Here is a 26,432-nt window from a genome sequence, read left to right as displayed (position 1 = left end):
TACCTAAGCCTTTCCCCGATAGGGGATAAAGGGAGTGCCTATGGATATCCACTTAATCGGCTATCCCTGCTGTGTCCCACTACGTCACTGATGGTTATTGGGGCGGCGCTTTAGTGCACGTTTCAGGGCTCGCCATCCAAGGACCAAGCCAGTGACACTAACAACCGCTCCACCTGTGAGTAAGAAGAGCATGATACAGAGCCAAAGCGTAGGGTGTTCGTAGCTCCAGACAAATTTTAGCGAGTGGAGTTTTTGGTAGGCCCAACTATTGAGTCTCGTCGCCCGATTCTGTACGGATAAGTAGGGCTCCTCCAATGCGATGTAAAGGGTAGTCCCCTCAGCCGTCAAGAGGTCAAGTACTGGGAGAGGTAGCTTCCGCTTTCCCCGCGGATGGGGGAGATAATCGCCTTTATAGTGATGGAGCACCGATGCCTCCTTCACCTCTATCGCTAGGTCAAGACCTTTGAGATAACTCACCACCTCCTCTTGGCTCAATGCCAGTGGGACAAGAGAACCATCATCATTGTATACTAGGTAGATAGCTGGTTTATCGCTCTCCTCAAGTTGATAGTACGGCCGCCCCATGTAGTGTGAGTAGGTCACCTGCTTCACATTGGGGTGCTGGGCAAGGATGGGCTCAAAGTGCATCACCTCATTGCCAGTAATAGCTCCTCCATCCTTAATGCTATAGAGCTCGGTACGAGGAGATGGACCAGTAAGCCAGCGGGGTAAGGAATCCAAGGACATCCAGCCGCTAAACATCCACGTGAGCACAATTATACCAAAGAGAAGCCCCGATATATGGTGCCAATACTGCCACTTGCCCGACCTTTTGGAGAAGGGCGACCAACGGCGTCGGGAGGATCTTCGGCTCTTCACGGCCCATACAACGCCCACAATGATGCCTGAAATAATCATCACACAGCCCATAATCCCCAAGACCACAAATATCCCCTTCCAAAGCTCCACATCTTGCCGAATTGGCCAGAAGTAAATCCAGTGAGGGATGGCACCAAAGTAGGCCATCCAGCGGTTGCTTTGGTTGGTCTCCTGCAATAGTCGGCCGCTCTTGCCAGAGAAGTAAAGGGTTGTAGACTTCGGGTTCTCTACTGATACTTTAATAAAGGGCAAGTCCTCTCTACGTGAGGCAAAAGGTAACCACTGATTAAGCTGGTGCAATGTATCTACCCGAGCAGGCGAGAGCCCCGTAAGTCGAAGTGTTTTCTCCGTTAGCTCCTCCAGCGTTGGAGGGATATCGTCTATAGGCTTCTCGGAGCGAAGGTCCATCAAGACCTCACCTTGGGCCCCACTGAGCGAGAGCACAGCCCTCCCCTCCTCACGCTTCAGTGAGAGAGTTGTAGGGCTGTCTCCTGTGGCAGTGTGCGTCTGGTACCAATCAATCAATTCACCCGTACTGGGTAGGGAGTCGATGCTTCCAATCGGATCCAATAGAGCAAACGCTTGCTCCTTCTCCACTCGGGGAAACCCTGAAAAGATCATAAAGAAACCAGTGACGAACCACATCACTAGCAAAGGTGCCATTAATATGCCTAGCCATTTGTGCAAAAAACGCAAAAGCTTCATAGCATTCTGTAGTGCTTAGAATATTTTGTAGCGAATCATTAGCTTGAAATTACGAGGTGCAGCAGGTATCATCTGATTACCTAAAGACTGTGCAAAGTAGCTCTTGTCAAAAAGGTTGTTCAGCTGCAGTCCTACAGAGACACCACTGTCTTTGATGGCGTAGTTAGCTCCCACATTTACCAAGGTATAAGGGTCGTAGTACAGGTTGCGACCAAAGTTCCTATAGATTTTATCGGTAAATGTAATGCTGTAGTTGAGATCAAGTCCAGCAAGTATCCCCTTATCAATGGTGTAATTACCAAATGAGTAGAAAGTGTGCATCGGGATCCTATTGAGCCTATCACCCTTGTCCACTCCACTTAGATCCAATTCATTCTTCGCAATTTCTCCATACTTCACATCTGTGAGGCCATATCCTAGGCTGATAAAGAGGCGGTCAATAGGTCTGTAGTTAAGTTCCGTCTCCAGTCCATTGGAGAGCACAGTCCCCACCTGTGCTACCACACTCTTATCTATGTTTTTGCCATCCACTATTCCAGGCACTACTCCAATATTGCGGACTAGGTTATTCTGCTTAATATGGTATATTGATAAGGTACCACTCAGCTTATCCGAGAAGCTAAAGCTACCACCCACCTCTGCTTGGTAACCAGTGGTTGGCTCAAATACTGCCTTCTTAAAGTCCAGCTTAGATTGGTCAATTATCTTACCATGGCGGTCCACTAAGATTTGCTTCTCACTAAAAGACCTCGCCCTACGGTCTGGTACAAAGAAGTTGGAAAAACTTCCATATATAGAGAGATCCTCAATAGGCTCATACACCATCCCCAATCGATAAGTAAGGGAGTTGTAAGTCAGATTGGAGGTCAATTCACCACGATCGTATTGAGCCTTGCGGTCTATGGCAGAGGACCTGCTGTAGTTTTTGATGCTATAATTATTATATCGTAGTGCAACAAATCCCTTCAATTGACTAGAGAAGTCCAGGACATCTTGGAAGAAGAGACCAATCACTTGAGTCTTTGATGGCGACGCCTTGCCAAAGCGAGAATGCATCAAGAGACTATTATCTGGCTGATAGGCAGAGACAATAGCATTTACCCCAGGGCCCCACACATCATCCTTATCATTCGGATGATGAATAGCATAAGGCTTTTTAGCAACGCCATATCCAGAAAATGATACTCTATCCATAAAGGTATATGAACCACCGACTAAGATATTGTTACCCACCGAGCCAATGTTGAATTTACCAGAGAAGTCCAGTTGATCCTGAATCGTCTGAGCCTTATGCTGGAAACGCAGTGGAAAGGTACGCTGTACATGGTCAAGGTCGATATAACTCTTTTTCCCATTCCTTGTGTAAGAATAAGGGAAGATAGGCTTGTCGCTAGTAGGATAGCTTAGTGTTTCTGTAGAGAAGTAGTCAATAACATCATAGTTGTACATCGCCTTATTGGAGAGCTTCCACCCATTATCCATATAGAAAACATAGCGAAGCATACCATTGGCATTAGTATTGTACATAAAGTCACTCTCCGTATTGTATCTCTGTGCTAGGTTAAGACCCCTAAGGAGGTCACCCTCATGATAGATCACCTTACCAGCAACTTCATCTGTAATATCGGCAGGCATCGTAGCGGGCAAGCCAGCTTCGGTACCATAATAATCGTGCACATAGCTCAGTCTCAAGTCTAGCACATGATTTGGTGCCAATCGGAAGTTGGTGTTATTATACAGCGAAAACCGCTTATCACCTCTATCTCGCCAGCCATCACCACCAGCCACATTTAGGTTGAAAAGCGTATTAATACCATTGACTACCTTCCCCCCAATGGTTCCAGATACTTGGTAAGTATTCCACGAACCACCCATCAAGAGTAGCTCCAGAGTAGGCACATTCGTAGCCGACTTACGCACTATGTTAATAGCACCGCCAACAGATGAGTGGCCTGTTAGAATAGAGGCAGGCCCCTTGGTCACTTCAAGGGTCTCAACCATCGTAAGGTCGGGAACAGGATAAGAGTTGAAGGTGGTACGCTCGTCACGCATCCCATCAATCTCAATGGGGGTGTAGTCGAAACCTCTCACACTAAGTTGCTGAAACGCACCATAAGAAGTGCTCACATGTGCCGCAGGGGTAAATCTAACAGCCTCTTGGAAGTCAAAAACACCTCTAAGCTTCAGCGGCGACAAAGAGATCTTAGAGATCCTAAAGGGGAGATGCTTCATCTCCACATTGATCTTAGAGACCTTGTCGCGTCTAAACCCAACTACCTCTAAGCTCTTAAGGTGGTATACCGAGTCAGGCTCAGCTTTTGTAGGGTCGGTAACAGAATTCCCATTTGCATTGATTGCTAAAGCATTCGTTGAAGAGCTAGCAAGAAGCAAGAGAATGATGAATGTTGTAAAATAATGCTTCATGATGATATAAATGATTGTAAATTAGCTCCACGACCAATTTGTGTCGCATAATGCAAGCATACGCACACTACAATGGTCGCAGAATTTATTTCCCGCAAAGGTACACAATTTGCCAGTCATTTCACCCCAATGCACCGGAAGTCTCAGGGGGTTACGCATTAAAAAGGTCTTACCGTATGGTCTTTATCGGGGTGTCTGTGAGTAAGGATCTTGGGCGGGGAAAGGTCGAATAGGCAACCCGGCAAAAGAGGAGAAAAAGGCATTTGCAATCTATTGATATACAACTATATACAAAGGCCAAAATTGAGTTGCAACTAAGCGATCGGCGAGTTGCAACTAAGCAAATGCCGAGATGCAACTAAGCAAATGACGAGTTGCATCTCAGTTTTTGGCGAGATGGAGACCCTCTTCAGATCAATGGTTATTAGGGAGCAGATGGAGCAGGCAGAGGCGGGTGAAGTAGACGTTTCTCCAAGAGATAGGACGAAGGCTATAAAAGCGTTGGGGTGGAATGCCGGCAAGTTCTTCTGTGAGGTGGACTAGGCTGGGGTATCTACTGTCGGGCGAGTTGCAGAGATAGGTCATGGTACAGAAGGTGGGGAGCTGTTCTAGTTCAGCTGTACGCGTAGGTGCAACTCGCCTCACGGTGCCTAGCAATATAGCACGGTCGAAGGCGATATTATGACCTACGAGTATTGCCCCCGGTGTGAGGTCAGAAAACCACCGCTCCACTAGCTCTTGCTCAGAAATGCTGTAAGGGGTTAGAAGTGTGTCAGAGATGCCATGCACTCTGAAAGCTTCGGGCGAACTACTCACCTCTTGTCGGACCCGATAGGTGTGCCGAGTGATCAACTTATACTGTTCATCCAGTAGCGCCCAGCTCGCCTCTAAGATTCTAGCCTCATCTCCAACCTCTACACTGAGACTTGTTGTCTGTAGGTCTAGGATCATCCACTTTGCCACCGCCCTCTCTCCCTCCCCCTCTGACCTTGGAATTGGGTCTAGTAAAGGGGCACGTACAGCAATTGGCTGAACGTCCCTCTCTTCTTGAAAGTCCGATAAGTTGGCCTTTATCTGAATACTTGGCTTCTTCTTCTTATTAGGGTATAAAATAAGGGCGAGTAGCACAAGTGCTATCGCCCCTAATATCCAAAGTAAAGTAGTCATCCAGTGCCCCCTATTTTAGTAGGCTCTTGCAAATAACACTCTACGTGCCGATGGCTTTCCACTGTAGATGCAAGTGCCTGGAGTAGTATCTCCGTCACTAGGGATACAGCGAATAGTCGCCTTAGTCTCCTCCTTGATAGCTGCCTCAGTCTCGGGGGTACCATCCCAGTGAGCGAGGATAAATCCGCCCTTTTCGTCGAGCACTCGCTTGAACTCGTCGTAGCTATCCACCACAGTAGTATGCTCCTGACGGTAGTTAAGTGCCTTCTGATAGATATTCTTCTGAATATCCTCGAGCAGTTCGGAGATATACTCTACAATCCCCTCAAGTGCGTGGGTGCTCTTCTCTAGCTTATCGCGACGCATCACTTCAATCGTGCCATTCTCTAGGTCGCGACCACCCATGGCGAGGCGAACCGGTACGCCCTTCAGCTCATACTCGGCAAACTTCCAGCCGGGCTTCCGATTATCAGAATCATCAAGCTTCACCGAAATGCCCTTAGCCCTTAGCTCCTTTTGGATAGGCTCTAGAGTTGCCTTAATCTCTGCTAGTTGCTCTTCCGACTTGTAGATAGGCACCATCACCACCTGAATAGGGGCGAGGTGTGGAGGGAGTACGAGCCCATTATCATCGGAGTGGCTCATAATGAGGGCGCCCATCAATCGGGTGGAGACGCCCCAGGAGGTAGCCCAAACGAGTTGCTGATTACCCTCCTTATCGGTAAAGGTGACATCAAAAGCTTTGGCAAAGTTTTGACCGAGGAAGTGGGAGGTACCGCTCTGCAGAGCCTTGCCATCTTGCATCAGTGCCTCAATGGTATAGGTATCTACGGCACCCGCGAAGCGCTCCGTCTCACTCTTATGCCCTACGATTACAGGCATCCCCATGTACTCTTCGGCAAAAGTCTTGTAGACGCCAATCATACGCTCTGCCTCTTCCCTAGCCTCTTCCGAAGTGGCGTGGGCGGTATGCCCTTCTTGCCAAAGGAATTCGGCTGTCCGGAGGAATAGCCTGGTACGCATCTCCCAGCGAACTACGTTGGCCCATTGATTGCAGAGAATAGGGAGGTCGCGCCACGATTGGATCCAACCTTTGTAGGTATTCCAAATAATCGTCTCAGAGGTGGGGCGAACGATCAGCTCCTCCTCCAGCTTTGCGGCAGGGTCTACTACCACGCCAGAGCCATCGGGGTTATTCTTAAGTCGATAGTGGGTCACCACAGCACACTCCTTAGCAAATCCCTCCACGTGGTCGGCTTCTTTGCTGAGGAACGACTTAGGAATGAAGAGCGGGAAGTAGGCATTGGAGTGCCCCGTCTCCTTAAACATTCGGTCGAGCGTCTGCTGCATCTTCTCCCAAATAGCGTAGCCATAGGGCTTGATCACCATACAGCCACGTACATCACTATTCTCAGCTAGGTCGGCTTTCATCACTAGCTCATTGTACCACCTAGAGTAGTCTTCGCTCCGAGGGGTGAGTGCGTCTATCTTCTTTGCCATCTTATCTTATTATCGTAAATATCATTCTTTATTCTGCGTCACAAAGATACCAAATAATCCTCTCACGGATTACCTTGGTAGTAGCTGGAAGGGGTCGAGGTCTTCGAGGACGGGGAAAGCACTCCTTCGTGCCATAAGGTCGGGGCGAGAGAGGGTGGCGGTGAGGAGGGTCTCCACTGGCTCTTTGCTCTCGCTTAGGCTCTCCCCTTCACTATCAAGGATAAAGGAGTAGCCAGGGTAGACGAGCTTGGGGTGGGGGGTGCCGCCACGATTGGAGGCGACCAGATAGCTCTGGTTTTCAATCGCACGAGCTCTGAGAAGGCGTTCCCATGCCAGGTGGCGTGGACGAGGCCAATTGGCAGAGCAGAGGAGTAGGTCATAAAGACCCAGCTCTGGGTCTTGCCGCAGCCAAGTGGGGAAGCGGAGGTCGTAGCAGGTGCTGAGACGAATTTGCCAACCTTGGTAGCTCACCTGCACCCGCTCCTCTCCTGCCTCGAAGTGTTCCGACTCACCGCCAAGGTGAAATAGGTGCTTCTTGCGGTAGTAGGTCACCTCGCCTGTAGGGGTAACGAAAAGGCCGGTGTTACTTGGCTTGCCACTCGGACGAAGCTCTAGCAGGGTGCCATAAAGCGCTGCATCGTGTGCTGTCGCAAGTGCTTTCATCGTCTCTAGCCCTCGCTCGAATGCCTCGGTGAGGAACTCCCGAGAGAGGTCTGCCACCTTTACGAGGAAGCCAGTGGTCCACATCTCGGGCAGCACTAGTAGGTCAAACGCTTGCCCCTCCACCAGTTGCTTCACCTTGGTGATATTGGCATCAATATCCTTCTGCTGCTGCTCCATCTGCAGTGATGCGACTACTAGCTGCTCTTTCATAGGTCTGCAAACTGCTGAGGGTACTTCGCCATACTGCTATCGAAGTAGCTTCGAATCTTGCGGATCGCTTCTTCTATATCGGTTTGGTCGGGCATAATAGAGGCGATGATGCCCACCTCCTTCTTTTTATAATCGATCTTAGCGAGGTCAATTGGTACGCCTGCTCCTTTCGCAATACGGTAGAATCCGCTCTTCCAGCGGTCACGGCGCTTGCGTGTCCCTTCGGGTGTGATGCCGATGTGTAGGCGGTCGGCTTTCTGAATCATCTCTACCGCCTGGTCTACCGAGGAGCCTCCGCTCTTGCGGTCTACTGGTAGTCCCCCTAGCGGCTTAAATATAAGGTTGAAGGGAAAGGTAAACCATTCCTTCTTGATTAGGAAGCGAGGTGTGACGCCGACGCCCCACGCTTTGTAGTATAGATACCCGATAATAAAGTCCCAATTAGAGGTGTGGGGTGCCACGCAGATGACACTCTTCGGGTGGAAAGTCTCGGGAAATATAGGGGTCCAACCGAAGCGGGCGAGTAGTCGCCCGGCCCAGTTGAGCGGTTTGTTATGGTTGTTAGGTTGGCTCATAGTGCCTCTGTTATTAATGAATGAGTCTCCTCTTCGCACCGCCCAGGTAGCCTTTTGAATTGATAGCCCTCCTCGAGGAGGTATTCAATAGACTTTGGTAGGGCGTAACGGAGATTGGGTTCACTCTTGAGTGAGTCATGAAATACGATGATGGAGCCGTCGCGAGTATATCGCTTTACCGCCTCCAATACCTGCTGTGGAGTCACCCGCTTGGAGTAGTCTCGGGTTACCACGTCCCACATAATCAGTTGGTAGCGACTACTTAGCACCTTCAATTGACTTCGCCCAAGATGCCCATGTGGGGGGCGGAAGAGTGGCGAATGGATCAATTGATCGGCTCTCATGGTGTCTTTTATGTAGGCCCTTGTAGGGGTTGGCAATCCCTGTAGGTGGTGGTAGGTGTGATTGCCTACCGCATGCCCCTCTTGTAGAATGCGCTCAAAGAGGGGGTGGAACCGCCATACATTCTCCCCCACGCAGAAGAAGGTGGCTTTTACCCCGTACTCTGCCAAAGTTTCCAATACCCAAGGGGTCACCTCGGGGATAGGACCATCGTCAAAGGTGAGGTAGACCGATGGCTGCTCCTCGTGTGGCAGACTAGGAATCCGCCATACTGCACCCGGAAATAGTCTGCGATAGAGTTTCGGTGGTTGCTCTATAATCATGGCTCCCGTAGCAATTTAATGATGCCGAGGAGGGTATTCTGATAGCTTGCTAGCTGTGCATCGTACTTTCCTTTGAGAGCATCGCTATTGCTATTACTTAGCTTCAGGGCCTCCGTTACAATAAGGAGGGCATTTTGAATGTCGGGGAGGGAGTTCATCATCAGTTCTGGCTTTAGGCGGAAGAACCAATCCAACTGCTGCAGATAATCCTCTATTACCTTACTGGAGATCTCATCACCCTTCTTCGTCAGTCCTGCTGCATAGTATGCTTCTACTAGTGGAAGCGACGAAACGGAGTGCGGTACATTCTCCTCCAGCACTGCACGCTCAGCTAGGGCCAATACCTCTTTGGCACGCTCTAGGTCGCCACTCTCCGCCAATCCTTTGGCGAGTGGGGCGAAGATCATACTGCGGTAGGTCTCTACTAGTCGCCGCCCATTCTCATCGAAGTAAGTACCAGGCTTATCGGCACCACCCCAGCGGAAGCGTTGGGTGACATTGCGGTACATCCGTTCAATATCCACCTCACGCCCAGTGCCCCGCACCTCTACTGGTAGCACTTGATAGGCCATACCGGTCTGTCGGAAGTTGGAGGTCATGCCAACTCTTTGGTCCTCACCCACGGTGAGGGCGTAGTAGATGGGTCGCTCAAACTGATTGGTGGCCAGCATATCTAGGATGATCAGCTCGTGCCTTCCGAGGTATTGCTTCTTGGAAAAGTCAAAGTGCATCTCTGGTCGCTCTAGATCCACTGTGTCGGCGGGCATCAGCGTGCCATTTGCTACCAGTTTAGCTGGGTCAAAGGCGAGTGATAGCTGGTCAGCTGGCATATAGTCAATCTGCTGAGCCACCCCTGGTATCTGCTTCAGCTTAGGGTCGTTACTTGCCACAAAGTCTAGCCCCAAGCGAAGCGGGATTGTATCGGTGGTATTAGGGATAATGTAGGCGGTCAATCGCTTATCTCCACCATACTCATTGGGTGTCCAACTGATCGGCATCGGTGCCGCCTCGTAGCTCCATCGCTTCATCTGGTCAATGTACCAATCAGCCTGTAGGTAAGAGGTGTTGCAGACCTTGATATCTCGCCTTATCCCTTCGGTATCTTGTGCATACCAGAGTGGGAAGGTATCATTATCGCCGTTGCAGAAGATGATCGCATTCTCCTCACAACTCTCTAGATAGTTATTGCCAAAGTCCGAAGCAAGCGACCGCCCATTGCGGTTATGGTCATCATAATTCTGCTGAAATACCAATCCTACCACGGCTAGCCCTACTGCCGTAAAGAGCCCTGCGAGAGCGGGGCTCTCTTTTTTGCCCTTTGTGATAAGTGTGTGAAGGGCAGGCACCGACATACCAATCCAAATGGCAAAGGCGTAGAAGGAACCAGCGTAGGCATAGTCACGCTCACGCACTTGATAAGGTGGCTGATTGAGATAAAGAACAATCGCAATACCCGTCATAAAGAAGAGCGAGAAGATCACCCAGAAGTTTTCGCGATCCCTCCGACGGCCATACAATTGAGCTACTAGCCCCACCAGACCAAGGATCAAGGGAAGCATATAGTAGCGGTTGTGTGCCTTGTTATCGGTCACAAAGCTAGGTTGCCCCTCTTGTGGCCCCAAGAAGATCTCATCGAGCCACGAGATACCGGTGATCCAATTCCCCTTGTACACCTCTCCCTGCCCCTGTAGGTCATTTTGCCGACCGCTAAAGTTCCAGAGGAAGTAGCGCCAATACATATAGTTGAGTTGGTAGCTAAAGAAATACTTCAGGTTTTCGGCAAAAGTAGGCACTACCACGGTACGAGTCTTACCACGATCCGATACCGTCATTGTCTTTCCCTCTACATCGCCCCATATCTCATACCCCTGCTTGTAGTGAGGCATCATATTGCTATACATACGGGGGAAGAGCATCTTCATATCACTACGATACACAATAGATTCCGACACCTGCTTTTCGTACCGATTACCATTGCGGCGGTAGGTGGTGCTCTTCACCGTCTTTACCCTTCCCGCATCATCGTACTCAGGGAGTGCGGCATAGCTTTCTCCATAGATCAGCGGTGCTTTGCCATACTGCTCACGAGAGAGGTAATAGCGGAGCGAGAAGACATCCGATGGGGTATTTTGATTCATCGGGATATCTGAGTTGGCACGAATTAAGATCACTCCGTAGGTGCTCATCCCGAAGAGGAAGAGAAGCATCCCCATGGCAGTGGTGCTCATTATGTGCACTGGTAGCCGAGTCGCCTTGAAAAGATAGACCGCCAATCCACCGATGATTAATACCGGAATCACCCAACTGCTACCCATAAAAGGAATACCGATCAATATCACCGATACGAGGTAAAGCCCCTTTAGTAGCTGAGGCTTCACTGGGCGAGTGATGGTGAGGGAATAGGTGTAGACCAATAGCCCGATCATCACAATCAGATAGGCCACCAACCCACTGTTAAAGGGCAGACCAAGGGTATTGACAAAGAAGAGGTCGAAGTAGCCTGCTATCTGTGGTACCCCCTGCATGATACCAAACATCAGCACCGCAATCAAGGCAAAGGAGACGAGTACCGCCACCAATGCTCCCTTCCAATTGGGCTTTTCGCTCTTGCGGAAGTAGTAGATAAGTCCCATGGCAGGGATGGTGAGGAGGTTCAGTAGGTGTACCCCCACACTCAGACCCATTAGATAGGCAATCACTAATAGCCAGCGGTCACTCCCCTCTTCATCGGCCTCCGCCTCCCACTTTAGCATCAGATAAAAGACCAAAGCGGTGAAGAAGCTACTCATCGAGTAGACCTCCGCCTCTACAGCACTGTACCAAAAGGTATCGCTAAAGGCATAAAGGAGCGCTGCTACCGCACCACCACCGAGGTAAAGCACCACTTGGGTCTTGCTCACTGAGCTAGGGGCTACCCAGCTCTCTCCTAGCCAGTCGCTTCGGCGGATAAGATGCGCTGTTGTGAGGAAAAGCAACATAATGGTGAGCCCAGAGAAGAGTCCGCTGATCGCGTTCCCCGCTGTGGCTATCCACTGACCTCCATTTGGAAAGAGATTAGCGAGCGTGTTGTAGACCAACATGTAAAAAGGTGCCCCAGGTGGGTGACCCACCTCCATCTTCGCAAAGGTGGTGATAAATTCAGGGCAGTCCCATACACTCGCACTCTTCTCCATCGTCACGAAGTAGACCGCACTACTCAGCACAAAGAGCAGCCACCCAAGGCTGCGCTCCAATACCTTATATCTCTTAATATCCATAGATGCCTTACTAGATGTATACAATATTGCACAAAGGTACTAAAATATCTCTTTGCTCAATATGTCGTTACGCCCGCCACCAGGGATTACGCACAGGGGTTACGCATTAGAAAAGTGTTGTGAGTGGTATTTATCGGGGTATCTATGGATAAGGAGACTGTTACACGGAGTGCATGATTAACATCTACGGTCAAATCCATACCATAAGTAAGGGGGCAGATGGTCTTCGCATAACAGCCTAAAAAGCGAGGCGTATAGGTCAAAATGGTGGGTAAAACAGCCTAATAGCCATTTTCGTACTGAAGTATAGGTCAAAATGGTGGGCGAAGTAGAAGAAAAAAACAGATACCTTTGTTCGTTGACCTGAAACGTAGCCGGCTCTGCAGGGGTGCAACCGGTGAGGGATACGGTCAATGGAGTCAGAACAGTTTACACTGACAGGGGAGGGGTACTATTGCCCCTCCTCTTTTTTGGATGTAAACTGGGCGATATCCCTATGCCTAAAAAACCCATCCACGAATCGTTTCTTGTGAGCTTGGGACATTCCATTATGCGCTCTAAGACGGCTTTTGAGTGCAGTAAATAGCCCTTCAATGGCGTTATTGGTTTTAGGGATCTGTATATCCGGATGTTCCTCGTAAGTAAAGAGTGTAGGGAGGTATTGACGAAAGGAAAAGTGGGCTGATCTAAGTGATTTGTGCGTGTATTGCCATTTGCCGTTTTCATCATTTATTGTCTTCTCCTTGAGAAAAGTATCCCACTTGGTCTCCCACTTTTTGAGCTGCGAGCAGAATGTGATACGGGATATCTTTCCTACACTCATAGCAAGTGCCAGAAGCTCTTGAGACGCAGGTAGTTTGGGTCGAAGAGTAAGTTTTCGTCGGACGATTGCGATAAAGTGATACTGGCACATTTGTGTGGGAAAATGCTTCAGTGCCACATCAAGACCGACTCCTCCATCAGTTACCACTGCCAATATCTTATAGCCCCCTTCCTCTATCTTTTTAAGGGCTGTTGCGTAGTCCACTTTGCTTTCGTGAGAGATCCACTCCCGATAGAGTACGCAACCACTTTTATCGTCCAACGCAACGATTAGTCCTTGGTTTCTACCCCAATACGTCGCATCTATGTGAATAACTCCCTCGCTTAATATGGGCGTCTTAAAGTCAACTGAGACCTCCTGAAGTCTCCGTTTTATCGTGCTCGGACTTACTCCAAGTGCTTCCGCGATTTTAGCCTGCGATAAGCCACTCTGGTACAAGTCCCATATCTGCTCCTTACTTATGTGCCTTTTTCCTGTGAACGATGAGCCACAGTTCTTGCACAAATATCTCTTGTGTGTACCCCTGCGTCCATGACTAATCACACTGAGGCTCCCACACTTCGGACATTTTTTGGTTCATTTTTTCGCCTTTTCAAATGCTCAAAGATACGATAAACACTGGCTTATCCCCCTGTATCACCCACCGTTTTGACCTATACATTCGCGTTGGCTCACTTTTAACACTTCAAAGCTTTTCAAACCCTTATATGTCTCTCTATACCTAGAAAAGACCTTTAACTCACCCACCATTTTGACCTATAAGTCAAAAGCAACAGGCTCTAAGTGGTCAAAAGTTTAGTTGCAACTAAGCAATTGCTTTGTTGCAACTCGGCATTTGCTTAGTTGCATCTCGCCGATCGCTTAGTTGCAACTCAGTTTTTACTTTTATATGGTGTTGAATATCTGTTTGTTATAAATGGGCTTTTTGAGCCACTACTTTCTGCTTATGAATATATTCCTAATGCGTAACCCTTGCGCTATCCACCTTTTAAGGCTTGGAATGGGAGATGGTGTTAACCAAATTGGTTGAGGTTACCGATGGTGGCAGTGGTGGAAGTAGGCGATGGCAAGGGGGCAACGGAGGCAGTGTAGTGGCTGGCAGTAGTGGTGGTAGAGCTGGAGGAGGGCTTGGGTGTCGGCAGCGTGGCGGGGGTGTAGCCCATTTTGCTCAAAGAGCTTCACATACTGATTCTGCTCTGGCTGGAGTAGGTAGAGCCAGTCGAGTGCCCGTTGCTCAAGGTGGGCATCACCCACTTTTTGGGCATAGTAGTAGGCAGAGGGGACGATGGCATTGATGATCAATGACGTAAGGGTTTGCCGACCAACGCCAGCACGACGCCCGTCCAACCGTCGTCCAAAGTCAAAGTGCTCCTGCCAATAGGGACTAGGTGCCAATCGAAGTGTCTGCTCAATCATCGGTTTATCCAACCGAGAGAGGGCAGAGAGCAACAGCTCCTCATGGTGGAGGATCATTGCCACTATGCCCAGCATACGTGCGGGGAAGGAGGGTGGACGCAAGCGGAGATGCCGAAAGCTACCGGCAGGTAAAGGGGTGAGCCCAAACTTCTGCTGATAAAAGCGATACTCCTCTAGTAGCTTTGCTTCATACTCATCACGAGGGGTCTCACTCAGCAGACCAGCCTGCCCGATGAGCATCGCTTCGAGTGCCACGAGGTCGGAGGCGTGCTTCTTGAGGTAGGTATAGGGTAGACTCGCTGCCACCTGCTGCATCACCTCATTATTCTGATGTGCACCCACATATCTCATCAAGGTGTGATAGAGAATGGTATTGAAGTGGTCACTCTCCGAATGGTTACGCAGACGTGCCAGCTTCTCCTCCAAGCGCTCGGGGAGCAACTCCAAGGCCTCATCCAAGAAGGGCTCTTCACCAAGTGCCATCATCTCGGGCATACAGCGGAGGCTTTTATTGCCTTGCACCAAACGCTCTAGGTAGGCTAGCATATCGGGTGCCATCTCCAACACCGCTGTAGGCACCCGACGCCCCTCCTGATCGCAGACCTCCCGATCTGCCTCCAATACTACATGTAGCACCACTGAGCAGTAGCGGGGATCGTGTTGGTGCTTGTGTGCTTCCCACTCCGAGGCACGGCGGTGAATCTCCACCGACCCAACCCACTCTATATGGCCTACCCGAACTCGCGAGAGGGCGAAGTCGGGGCCGTCGTGACTATTGAGCTCGCCCACATCTAGTACCTCAATAGGCTCTCCCTCGAGGGTCACTTGCCTAAAGAGGCGATTCATCCAGATGAAATGTAGTTCGCTCTCGGGCCTCATTTCTTGGCGTGGTCTTGCTCGTACTTCTGTTTCAAATAGCGACCTGTGTAGCTCTCCTCCACCTCCATCAGTCCTTCTGGCGAGCCTTGGTAAACCAGTTGCCCACCCTTATCACCTCCTTCGGGTCCGAGGTCTACAATATAATCGGCACACTTGATCACCTCCATGTTGTGCTCCACGATCACCACGGTATGCCCGTGCTCAATGAGAGATTGGAACGACTTCATCAGCACATGGATATCGTGCACATGCAGCCCTGTGGTTGGCTCGTCAAAGATAAAGAGGGTGGGTCGCTTTCCTTTGTCCTTGAGGTGCGAGGCAAGCTTCACTCTCTGACTTTCACCTCCCGAAAGGGTGCTGGAGCTTTGCCCTAGTTTAATGTACCCGAGGCCTACATCGGAGAGCACCTGTAGCCCCTCCACAATCTTGGGGATAAAGAGGCTCTCATCTTGGTAGTGGGTGAAGAACTCAATCGCCTCATCAATTGATAGCTCAAGGATATCGGAGATGTTTTTATCGTGGAAGGTCACCTCCAGTACCTCCTCATTGAAGCGCTTGCCGTGACACTCATCGCAAGGGATGGTGATATCGGCCATAAACTGCATCTCAATGGTGATGACGCCCTCACCTTTACAGGTTTCGCAACGACCCCCTTCGGTATTGAAGGAGAAGTATTGCTGCGTGAAGCCCATCTGACGAGAGAGTTGCTGCGCAGCCATTAAGCGACGAATATCATCGTACACACCGATATAGGTGACGGGATTGGAGCGGGTGGAGATGCCTAGGGAGTCCTGATCTACATACTCCACTGCCTTGAGGCTAGAGATACTCCCTTTGATATTGCGACAAGGAATCTTGGTGAGCGGCGCTTTGTCTATCAGCCGCTCTACCCCTTCGTAAAATATCTCCCGCACCAGGGTACTCTTGCCCGAGCCACTCACCCCCGTTACCACCGTAATCACCCCAAGTGGGATGGTCACATCAATGTCTTTTAGATTGTGGAGGTAGGCACCCTCCACTGTGATGGTGCTCTTGGAGGTTCGGCGTCGTTTGGGCCACGGAATTTGTTCCTTGCCCTGTAGGTACTTCACGGTGTAGCTCTTGGAGCGGGCGGGTAGCTTATCAGGGCGTCCCATAAAGACCACTTCTCCGCCGCCAATTCCCGCCTCGGGACCCATATCGATGATCAGGTCGGCTGCTCTCATCACCTCTTCGTCGTGCTCTACCACCACCACAGTATTGCCCATATCCCTCAGTTGGTGCATGATATCTATGAGGAGGTGAGTGTCTCTAGCGTGCAGACCGATACTTGGTTCGTCCAAAATGTAGAGAGTGCCGATCAGCCCTCCGCCTAGCGACGTGGCGAGCTGTATACGCTGCCCTTCGCCTCCCGACAAGGTGCCCGCCACACGGTCGAGTGTGAGGTAACCCAAACCGATATCATCCATAAAGCCCACTCGGTAGCGAAGTTCCTCCAGTAGTCGACGACCGATTTTGAGGTCTTGCTCGGAGAGCTGTAGTGCCTTGAGCCATTTCCTGAGCTCAGTAATAGGGAGAGTGACTAGTTCGGAGATATTCTTGCCACCCACCTGCACATAGAGGGCTTCCTTGCGTAGTCGCTTGCCCTTACAGGTGGGGCAGACAGAGCGGCCACGATAGCGTGCCAGCATAATTCGGTAGTGCATCTTGTACTGTCGCTCCTTGATATGGTCAAAGAAGTCGTTGATACCATAGATCTTTTCTCGGCTGTAGCCATGAATTTCGGGCAGTCCATTGCCATTCCACAGGAGGTCTTTCTCCTCTTCCGTCAGCTCCCGATAGGGGCGATGGATAGGGAAGTTGAGCTTTTCTGTCTTGCGGATAAAGTCTTTCTGCCACTCGCTCATCTTGGCTCCACGCCACGGCATGACGCACTCCTCGTAGAGGGAGAGATTTTTATTCTGAATCACTAAATCCTCATCAATCCCCAGTACTTGGCTGTACCCCTCGCAGGTGGGGCAGGCGCCAACGGAGCTATTGAAGCTAAAGAGTTTATCGGAAGGCTCCTCAAAGGTGATGCCATCCAGCTCGAAGCGGTCGCTGAAGGTAGCCACCCCTTCGTCGTGCACAATTAGTGCTGTTCCTCTCCCCTCAAAGAAGGCTGTCTCCACTGAATTTCCTAGTCGATTATTGGTGGCATCGTTATCTGGTTGCACCACCAATCGATCAATGACGAGTGATAGGTCTTTGGCGGTACGAGGCAACTTTGCTCCCTCCTGTAAGAGGTCTTGGATTCGCTCCACCTTGTCTTTCACCAAGACACGGCTAAAGCCATTGGCAAGCTGTAGCTCCAGGTGCTCCGCCACCGTACGCCCTTGTGGCAGTGTGATGGGGGCACAAACCATATACTTACTCCCCTCGGGAAGACTATTGACATACTCCAGCACATCTCTCGTGGTGTGCCGCTTCACCTCCTGACCACTGATGGGGCTAAAGGTATGTCCTACCCTCGCATAGAGCATTCGGAGGTAGTCGTAGATTTCAGTGACGGTGCCGACGGTAGAGCGAGGGCTACGATTAAACTTCCTCTGCTCAATCGCAATGGCCGGTGGAATGCCACTGATCAGATCGGCTTCGGGCTTTGCCATTTTGCTGACAAACTGACGTGCGTAGACGCTTAGGCTCTCTACATACCTTCGCTGTCCCTCGGCATAGAGCGTATCAAAGGCGAGCGACGACTTACCGCTACCGCTCAGCCCTGTAATCACAATCAATTGGTCGCGCGGGATATCTAGCGACACCCCCTTGAGGTTATGCACCCTTACCCCCTTAAGTATGATATCATTCATTATATATATACACTTGAAATATCTACAAAACTACTAAAATTATCAGAGCCACTACCCAGTGCCCCATTTTATTGTGCAAAATAGTCGGTTACTTGCAAAATAATAGGTACCTTTGCGGTTGCGTTTCACCCCGTAGGGTCGTGTACCCGTGTCGGGAGACCGTGGGGCGCAGAGTTTAATCACTAATTATTTACAAATCAAAGATGGCAACAGTTATCAGATTGCAAAGACACGGTCGCAAGGGTTACCCTGTATACAAGATTGTAGTGACCGACAAGCGTGCCCCTCGTGATGGCCGCTTCGTAGAGATTTTGGGGACTTATAACCCTAATACCCACCCAGCAACTATCGACCTGAAGTTCGATAGAGCACTCTATTGGGTGAACGTGGGTGCCACCCCATCCGATACCGCACGCAGCATCCTCTCACGCGAAGGTGTGATGATGATGAAGCACCTACAAGGCGGTGTGAAGAAGGGTGTATTTTCAGAGGAAGAGGCTCAGAAGCGCTTTGAGGCGTGGAAGCAAGGCAAGAACTCTGAGGTAGCTCAGATCAAGAGCAAGGACGAGGCAGCTAAGCGTGAAGCAGCTAAGAAAGCACTAGAGGCTGAGCGTGAGGTGAATAAGGCTCGTGAGGCTGCTCTAGCTGAGAAGAAGGCTGAGGAGGAGAAGGCAAAGGCAGAAGCTGAAGCAGCTGCAAAGGCTGAGGCAGAGGCTGCTACCGAAGCTGAGGCTCCAGCAGAGGAGGCTCCCGCTACTGAAGAGTAAGCGACGTCGCCTAGCATACAAAAAGGGGTGGTGCAACCAACAGTTGCACCACCCCTTTATATTTAAGCAGCTCGCCTACGTGAGATGCACTCTACAGAACATAAATTTCAAATAGATCATTTGAATCTACGGCCTAACTATTCTCTTTGATATTTAGGACAATTTGAAATCTTTTGGTTACATTTGCAAAGAATATAAGATGTTAACGGTGCCATAACCCTATCCTTAGGGCGATTGGTGAAAAGGAAACTAGGTGCAAATCCTAGACAGTACCCGCTGCTGTAAGCTCCAAATAGCTTAGCTAATCTATCAAAATACCACTTAGAGCATAGTGTCTCTTGGGAAGGTGTGCGAAAGCTGGAGTAAGTCAGAAGACCTGCCGATAACTGCTTTAATGGCTTCCGAGGCACTGAAGCATTAGAGATAGAGGGATACTTATTAAGCTTACAATGTTGCATTGGCAACGGCTAATTCTAGAGAAACAAAAACATAATTAACTCCTAAACTCTAGTCAACCTGCTACTCTATTACATCTCCGCACGAAAGCCATTTGACACTGAATAAATGTATTCAGCGATCGCCATACCAATGGAGGCTGCTGATTATAAGAAACTTAGAATAGATGTAATGAGTATGAGAACAAAGAAAGTCTGGCTATTTCTAGCACTGGTGGGCCTCTTATTCTCGGGTTGCTATCGATACGATGATTGTGACCTATGGGGAGAGATTGCAAATATCAAGAAGGAGATTGCCCAAACAAAAGCTGACATCTCTACCCTGCAAAAGGTGGTGAAAGCACAGCAAGAGAAAAAGACCATTGATGAGATCAATGAGATTGATGGCGGCTACGAAATCAAATTCAATGACGGAACAAAAGTCACCATCAAAAATGGCTTAGATGCCCCTGAACTTGGGATCCAGGAGGAAGAGGGCATATATTACTGGACACTTGGTGGCAAAGACCAATGGCTCAAAGATAAGAATGGCAATAAAATTCCTGTTGCTGGAAAAGACGGCAAGGATGGAGTAGATGGTCAAGATGGTCACTCACCTGTTATAGGGGTGGATAAAGATGGTTACTGGACCCTAGATGGCGAAAGGATCAAGAACGATCAGGGTAAGGAGATACAAGCTGTGGGAAAAGATGGCGACTCCTTTTTCCAATCTGTCCGAAATGAAAGCAATGCAGTGGTATTTGTCCTTGCCAATGGGGAGGAGATTACTATCCCAAAAACAGGATTTGAGATATTTGCCTTTGAGAAGCCTGAAGGAGAGTACCACTATCACGTATTCAAATTCAATGAAGCAAGGAATATTAAGCTGACCGCTGAGGATATAGCTACTATTGAGGAGATTAAGGTGCCAGAAGGGTGGAGCCTTCAAATCAATGCCCAAAAGAAAATGGTTCGCATCAAAGCACCAAAGCAAACACCAGGGCAATCATACAATGGTGGAATCATCACCCTGATGGGGCTAGGAAGAAATGGTGCTACCTACCTTGCTTCAATTGAGGTGATTGCATCGATTGACTATACAGATCCTGCAGGCACCTTTGTAGTATGCGAAGGGAATATGACCACAGTCAATGGTACCATAGTCTATTACGACAAGAATAATAATGAGTATCTCAATATCTTTGAGAATGCCAATAACCATTTGGAGATAGGCAATGTGGTCCAAGACATGTATATGGCAAATGGCAAGATCTATCTCATCACACAAAATGGTGACCGCATGAATGGTGCTGGACGCTTTGTGGTGTGTGATGCCCGTACTATGAAGATGGAGTATGCCGATTCGTTTGTATTCAAATCTCCTAAGGGAGAGGGCACATGGCCACAGCACATAGTGATCTGCAATGATTCTCTTGGATATGTACAATGGTCCGATAGCAATATGGAGCAGACCTCTGGTATCATCAAGATTGTCTATAAAAATAGGAAACTAAAGATAGATAAGACCGTAGAGGGAACCTTTGGAAAGTTTACCACAGAGGGGGCTATCAAAACCCGTCTCGTCTTCTCTCGCGGAAAAGTTTACGCTGCCTGTGGACACGGGATGGTTATCATTGATCCTAAAACTAACTCTATCAGCAAGCGTCTAGAGTACAAGGGGCGTCAGGCGAAAGGTATCGTAAAGGGAGCTAATGGACATATATTTGTGCCCTTCGCGGGTGAGTTTAAGGGAAATCAGCAGTGGAATACAGAGTTTACCTCCGATCCAATCATTGTGGAGATGGATCATGAAGGGACAGTAATCCAAGAGCATAAGATGCCAAATACTGTAGTCTTCCCTGTGGCTACCTGGAGTCCAGCAATTGGCATTTGTGCTAGCTTTACTGAGCCACATCTCTACTTTGTAGATGTTGCGGAATTCAACGCTTCTACAGCATCACGATACAATTATGAGACAAAGAAGCTCGACCTCCATTATGTGCCAGCGTTCAAGGAAGGCTACTCTTTCTATAATATTTATGGAATTATGGGAGTGCATCCTACCACTGGGCATCTCTGGGTAGGTAGAACGGCAGCGTATGTTGACTCTGATATCTTTGAGTATGATGTGACGGTTGATCCTATTAAACAACTGAATAAATATCACTACCCTACCCAAAGGGGTGCAAGTACGGCAGGTATTGACTTCGCTTACAGATTTAGTGATGAGTTTATCAATAAATAACTTGATTTTATATTGAAATATTGTGTGCAGACTAAAGTAGGAATAATTACTCTAGTCTGCACACCTATCTTTTTCTATACATTGTATGTTAAAGTTGATAGAAGCAACTAAAGCTTTAAGGGGAGTGGTATTAACGATCACTTTGCTATGCTTCACAACCCTCTCGGCGTGGGCACAGCTCGATAGCGTGTATCTACTACCCGACCTTACCGTAACGGCACAGCAACACCGAGAGGTGATTCCAGGGTTGAAGCTTGAAGGCAAACAGCTACAGAAATTGAGTAGCATATCAATTGCTGATGCCGTAAGGTATTTTTCAGGAATACAGATTAAGGATTATGGCGGACTAGGCGGCTTGAAAACGGTAGATGTGCGAGGCATGGGTACCAATCATCTCGGCGTGTTTTACAATGGGATCAAGCTTGGAAATGCACAAAATGGGCAAATTGATCTTGGTAAGTTTTCACTAGACAATGTGGAAGCGGTAAGCCTTTATAATGGGCAGAAGAGCGATCTCTTTCAGCCAGCTCAGCACTTCGCTTCGGCCTCCTCCATTTATATTGAAACTAGGCAGCCGACTTTCAGTAAAGGTAAGCGTACCAACCTTCGGGCACATCTTCGTGCTGGCTCCTTTGCCACGGTGATTCCATCCGTCTTGGTAGAGCAAAAGCTCCCCAATGACTTTGCCCTGAGTGCCAATGTGGAGTTTGTCTCCTCTAGTGGTAAATACCCATTTAGGTACAAGCGAGTATTTGAGGATGGCACCATTGCCTATGATACCGTGGCAGTTCGGCAGAATGGCGATATCACTGCAATTAGGGCCGAGTTGGCTCTTTTTAAGAAAATGGAGGAGGGTAAATGGGACCTACAAGGGTACTACTACCACTCTAAAAGAGGATTGCCTGGCCCCATTATTCGTAACGTATTTCAGCACGGACAACGGCTAGAAGACCAAAACTTCTTCTTCCAAGGGAAGCTGACTAAAAAGGTGAATGAGTGGTATAGCATACAGGCTCAAGCAAAGTATGCCAATGACTATACCCGCTATCTTGATGAAGAGTGGACCAGCCCTCTATATGTGGATAATAAATATGAGCAGCACGAAGTTTATGCCACCATAGCTCAAGAGTTTATTGCTACCAAGTGGCTAAGATTTGGCCTCTCGACTGATGCTAGATACAACACATTGAATGCCAACCTTGTCAACTTTTCATACCCCAAGCGTCTGACACTTATGGGAGTAGTTTCTGGTGAGGTAAGCTTTCGGTGGATTACCTTTCAGGCAGCTTTGTTGGGCACCATGGTACGAGAGAGTGTGGAGCGCAATGTTGGGGCACCACCCAAAAATGTGCTGACCCCCTCTTTCTTCTTATCTCTCAAGCCATTCAAAGAGGTGGATCTAAAGATTCATACCTTTTACAAAAATATATTTAGGATGCCCACTTTTAACGACCTCTACTATACCTTTATTGGGAATGCTGTGCTCCGACCAGAGTATGCTGAGCAGTACGACTTCGGCATAAGCTACCGATGGCGACCCAAGGGCTCATCGGTCGTGAAGTACGCTGATGCTCGTGTGGAGAGCTACTTCAATAAGATTAAGGATAAGATTGTAGCCGTACCCGCCGGTAATATGTTCCGATGGACCATGCTCAATCTAGGTAAAGTAGATATATTCGGGACCGAAGCCAACCTAGACCTCGCTGTGGAGCCTATTGAGCAGCTAGTCACTACACTTCGGCTAAGCTATACGTATGAGAAGGCTCTTGATGTGACGAGTCCCAAAGCCAAGAACTACCGACATCAGATAGTCTATATCCCTGAGCATAGTGGGTCGGTTATCGCTGGAGCAGAGTACAAATCGTGGGGGCTCAACTACAGCTTTATCTACACAGGTAAGCGGTATAATGCTAAATACAATGATGAAAATAGCCGTATGCTCCCATGGTATACGCACGATATCTCGCTTCGAAAAGACTTCCTTTTCGGGAAGAAGCACCTGCTCAGGATCAATCTAGATGTGAACAACCTCCTTAACCAGCACTACGACGTTGTGATCAACTACCCTATGCCAGGACGTAATTATAAGCTAACTCTAACTTACCAATTATGAGAATGAATTATAAACCCCTCAGTGTCGTTGTAGGGATACTACTCCTATTAGTGGTAGGATGTAGAGGAGAGTATGAGATTATCCACTCTCTATCCCATGAGACCAATGTTGGGGAAGAAAACTTAGGCCAGCTAAAGGGCTTCTACCTGCTCAATGAAGGTAATATGGGTAGCAATAAATCTACCCTAGATTACTTTGACTTCTCAACAGGGACCTATCACAGAAATATCTATGCCGAGACCAATCCGACGATGGTTAAAGAGCTCGGAGATGTCGGTAACGATATTGGTATTTACGGCTCAAAACTCTATGCGGTGATTAATGTCTCCAACTTCATCGAGGTGATGGATGCCTACACGGCAAAGCACTTAGGAGTTGTCAAGATACCCAACGTCCGCTATATAAAGTTTCACGATGGCAAGGCATACGCTTCGGCCTATGTGGCACCCGTTGAGTTCAATCAAAATGCCAGAGTGGGAATGGTCTGTGAAATTGATACCGCCACCCTTGAAGTGACACGGCAGTGCAATGTGGGGTACCAGCCTGAGGAACTGGTAATCACAAATGGCAAGATCTATGTCGCCAACTCTGGAGGCTATATGTTTCCTAATTACGACAATACCATTTCGGTTATCGACCTAGAGACTTTTGAAGTGGTCAATACCATTGAGGTGGCGATCAATCTACACCGTCTCCGTCTTACGCCCTACAACGAGCTGATCTGTACCAGCAGAGGAGATTACTACTATGTGCCCTCTCGGACCTTCTTTGTTGACCTAGATACAGAGGAAGTGACAGATACCCTCGACCTAGCTGTGACCAATTTGGACATCAGTGGCGACCTCGCCTATATCTACTCGGTAGAATGGAGCTACCTCACCAATACCAATACCATCACCTATGGTATTTTTGATGTGAAAACCCACGAGGTGGTGAGCCGCAACTTTATCAAAGATGGCACCGACGAAGACATTACCATTCCTTATGGCGTAAAGGTAAACCCCGTGAATGGAGATATCTACGTTACCGATGCTATTGACTATGTAACGCCAGGCACCTTGCGCTGTTATAGCAAGTTTGGCCGGCTCAAATGGAAGGTCGACACAGGCGACATCCCAGGCCATTTCGCCTTCCTCTACGAACAACGTAAAAAAGATAAGACAACTAATGAATAATAACAACTCAAGAAATGAAGAGAATTAAGTACATTCTGAGCTTTCTCTTGCTAGCATCGCTCATATTACCGAGCTGCCGCAAGATTGAAAAAGTGCTTCCACCAATAGTAAGGTTGGAGCAAGCTAACTACCAAACCAAGCCAGACCGACTCATCAAGATTACTCCTACCTTTGAGAATATTGAGGAGGATGCGGTATATGCTTGGCGTGAAGAGGGAAAGATATTGGGCACAGAGCCCACCCTTGTCTTTAGCTCCAATGAGCTAGGCACGCACCATCTCACCCTTACCGTCACCACACCTAGCGGTACGGCGAAAGCCAATGCCAAGGTGGAGGTGGTTGAGTTTCAGCTCCCCATTATCTCTATAGAAGGGGGTGGTGAGCCGATCGTAGAGGTGGGTGAGAAGTACGAGCTTACCCCTATCATCGATAATAAGGAGGGGCTTAAGCTCACCTGGATCAGAGACAATCAAGTGGTGTCGGAGGATATGACCTATACCTTTACGGGGGCCAAGGCAGGCGTCTCCTTTGTTACCCTCAAAGCAGTCAATGAAGATGGAGAGGATGAGTATCTGATTCGCCTTACTGTAGTCAATGAGATTCCTGTTGAGGTCAGCTTCGACAGTGATATTCGTGCCGCCACAGTGGGCCGAACCATTCGTATCCCAGCGAATGTGCCTTCCTCTAAAAATATGACTTTTGAGTGGTACGTAGATGGCAAGAAGGTAGAGGGCGAGCAGGGCTCTATCCTCACCTATGAGGCGACGAAGACGGGCAATCATCAAGTCAAGGTTATTGGCAAAAAGGGAGATAAGAAGGGAGAGTCCACGCTCACGCTTCAAGTCGTAGAACCCAACCAATACTACCGCCCATTCGTGGAGGGCACCAGCAAGCGTGATGTAGTAAAGGTATTTGAATTCTTACCAGCACCAGGGCAGTTCGTTAATGAAGGATACATTGCCCATACGATGGAAGAGGCTTGCCAATATGCCCAAAGTCGCATTGAGAGTAATGCCTATGTATCGCTTGGCGGATTTGGCGGCTACATTATTGTAGGGTTTGACCACAGCATTAAAAATACAGGGGATTACGACTTCGCCATTATGGGCAACTCCTTTAAGGGTAGCTCGGAGCCAGGAATCGTCTGGGTGATGCAGGATGAAAATGGTGATGGTCTCCCTAATGACACTTGGTACGAACTGAAGGGTAGCGAAACGGGCAAGCCTGAAACCATACAGGACTATGAGATCACCTACTACCGCCCAACTCAGAAAAAAGCCAATACTATGTGGACGGATAATAGAGGCAACCGTGGATCAGTTGATTGGCTTGGATTCCATCAGCAAGACTTCTACTACCCTCTTTGGGTAAAGAACGACACCTACATGTTGAGGGGTACCTGCTTGGCAAGTCGGACGTTTGATCAAAGTGGGCAAGGAACCTACTGGGTAAATCAAGAGTTCGACTGGGGTTATGCCGATAACTTCAGCCCTATTGATAGGCTAACAGATGATGATAACTACTTCGCTGCACCAAATGCCAATCACTTCAAGATCAGCCATGCCATTGACCACAAGTTGCAGCCAGTAAATCTAAAGTATATCGACTTTGTTAAGGTCCAGACTGGGCTCAACATTTCGGCAGGCTGGTTGGGCGAAAACTCTACCGAGGTATTTAAGTTCATTGATGTTTACAAGGAGAAATAAT

15 protein-coding genes, 1 pseudogene and 1 riboswitch are annotated in these 26,432 nt (G+C 48.7%); of the genes and pseudogenes, 5 read left to right on the top strand and 11 right to left on the bottom strand.

Annotated features, from left to right (window positions below; genetic code table 11):
* Positions 1 to 84: 84 nt before the first annotated feature.
* The 11 genes and pseudogenes from MWL85_RS09350 to uvrA all read right to left on the bottom strand — a co-directional run bounded on the left by MWL85_RS09350 (position 85) and on the right by uvrA (position 17,991).
* Positions 85 to 1,584: a PepSY domain-containing protein gene (locus MWL85_RS09350; protein ID WP_244400505.1), complete on the bottom strand. Its 1,500-nt coding sequence runs from the start codon at positions 1,582 to 1,584 to the stop codon at positions 85 to 87.
* 15 nt (positions 1,585 to 1,599) lie between these two features.
* Positions 1,600 to 4,008, bottom strand: coding sequence for a TonB-dependent receptor (locus MWL85_RS09345; protein ID WP_244400504.1), 2,409 nt, complete (start codon positions 4,006 to 4,008; stop codon positions 1,600 to 1,602).
* A gap of 414 nt (positions 4,009 to 4,422) precedes the next feature.
* Positions 4,423 to 5,175 (bottom strand): 3'-5' exonuclease, encoded by a 753-nt coding sequence (locus MWL85_RS09340; protein WP_244400503.1) that lies wholly within the window; start codon positions 5,173 to 5,175, stop codon positions 4,423 to 4,425.
* 15 nt (positions 5,176 to 5,190) lie between these two features.
* Positions 5,191 to 6,675 (bottom strand): proline--tRNA ligase, encoded by a 1,485-nt coding sequence (gene proS, locus MWL85_RS09335; protein WP_018027870.1) that lies wholly within the window; start codon positions 6,673 to 6,675, stop codon positions 5,191 to 5,193.
* A 69-nt stretch (positions 6,676 to 6,744) separates the two neighbouring features.
* Positions 6,745 to 7,548 (bottom strand): nitrilase-related carbon-nitrogen hydrolase, encoded by an 804-nt coding sequence (locus tag MWL85_RS09330; RefSeq protein ID WP_244400502.1) that lies wholly within the window; start codon positions 7,546 to 7,548, stop codon positions 6,745 to 6,747.
* Complete coding sequence (locus MWL85_RS09325; RefSeq protein ID WP_018027872.1) at positions 7,545 to 8,123, bottom strand: 1-acyl-sn-glycerol-3-phosphate acyltransferase; 579 nt, start codon at positions 8,121 to 8,123, stop codon at positions 7,545 to 7,547. Before MWL85_RS09325 ends, MWL85_RS09330 begins: the two co-directional genes overlap by 4 nt.
* Positions 8,120 to 8,788, bottom strand: a complete 669-nt coding sequence (locus MWL85_RS09320; protein ID WP_018027873.1) for a polysaccharide deacetylase family protein — start codon at positions 8,786 to 8,788, stop codon at positions 8,120 to 8,122. Before MWL85_RS09320 ends, MWL85_RS09325 begins: the two co-directional genes overlap by 4 nt.
* Complete coding sequence (locus MWL85_RS09315) at positions 8,785 to 12,045, bottom strand: DUF2723 domain-containing protein (RefSeq protein WP_244400501.1); 3,261 nt, start codon at positions 12,043 to 12,045, stop codon at positions 8,785 to 8,787. Before MWL85_RS09315 ends, MWL85_RS09320 begins: the two co-directional genes overlap by 4 nt.
* A 451-nt stretch (positions 12,046 to 12,496) precedes the next feature.
* Positions 12,497 to 13,426 (bottom strand): annotated as a pseudogene (locus tag MWL85_RS09310) (IS256 family transposase, variant Zn-binding type); the annotation flags it as partial.
* Between the two features lie 474 nt (positions 13,427 to 13,900).
* Entirely contained in the window at positions 13,901 to 15,163 is a 1,263-nt protein-coding gene (locus MWL85_RS09305) for a DUF2851 family protein (protein WP_244400500.1), read from the bottom strand.
* On the bottom strand, positions 15,160 to 17,991 hold the full coding sequence (gene uvrA / locus MWL85_RS09300; protein ID WP_244400499.1) for an excinuclease ABC subunit UvrA: 2,832 nt from the start codon (positions 17,989 to 17,991) through the stop codon (positions 15,160 to 15,162). Before uvrA ends, MWL85_RS09305 begins: the two co-directional genes overlap by 4 nt.
* A gap of 203 nt (positions 17,992 to 18,194) precedes the next feature.
* Between uvrA and MWL85_RS09295 the strand changes: the two genes are divergently transcribed.
* The 5 genes from MWL85_RS09295 to MWL85_RS09275 all read left to right on the top strand — a co-directional run bounded on the left by MWL85_RS09295 (position 18,195) and on the right by MWL85_RS09275 (position 26,431).
* Positions 18,195 to 18,758 carry a 30S ribosomal protein S16 gene (locus MWL85_RS09295; protein ID WP_018027877.1) on the top strand — a complete coding sequence of 188 codons (564 nt, stop codon included), beginning with the start codon at positions 18,195 to 18,197 and terminating at the stop codon, positions 18,756 to 18,758.
* A 189-nt stretch (positions 18,759 to 18,947) separates the two neighbouring features.
* Positions 18,948 to 19,156: riboswitch (cobalamin riboswitch) on the top strand.
* A 235-nt stretch (positions 19,157 to 19,391) separates the two neighbouring features.
* Positions 19,392 to 21,437 carry a DUF5074 domain-containing protein gene (locus MWL85_RS09290; RefSeq protein ID WP_244400498.1) on the top strand — a complete coding sequence of 682 codons (2,046 nt, stop codon included), beginning with the start codon at positions 19,392 to 19,394 and terminating at the stop codon, positions 21,435 to 21,437.
* Between the two features lie 85 nt (positions 21,438 to 21,522).
* Entirely contained in the window at positions 21,523 to 23,550 is a 2,028-nt protein-coding gene (locus MWL85_RS09285; RefSeq protein WP_244400497.1) for a TonB-dependent receptor, read from the top strand.
* A 2-nt stretch (positions 23,551 to 23,552) separates the two neighbouring features.
* Positions 23,553 to 24,725 (top strand): YncE family protein, encoded by a 1,173-nt coding sequence (locus tag MWL85_RS09280; RefSeq protein ID WP_244401878.1) that lies wholly within the window; start codon positions 23,553 to 23,555, stop codon positions 24,723 to 24,725.
* Positions 24,726 to 24,739: 14 nt separating this feature from the next.
* Positions 24,740 to 26,431: a PKD-like domain-containing protein gene (locus tag MWL85_RS09275; RefSeq protein ID WP_244400496.1), complete on the top strand. Its 1,692-nt coding sequence runs from the start codon at positions 24,740 to 24,742 to the stop codon at positions 26,429 to 26,431.
* Position 26,432: the final 1 nt, after the last annotated feature.

This window comes from Porphyromonas somerae, assembly GCF_022845615.1.
Classification (GTDB): domain Bacteria; phylum Bacteroidota; class Bacteroidia; order Bacteroidales; family Porphyromonadaceae; genus Porphyromonas_A; species Porphyromonas_A somerae.
Note: the sequence above shows the minus strand (reverse complement) of the source record. Positions and strands in the feature narration are given on the sequence as shown.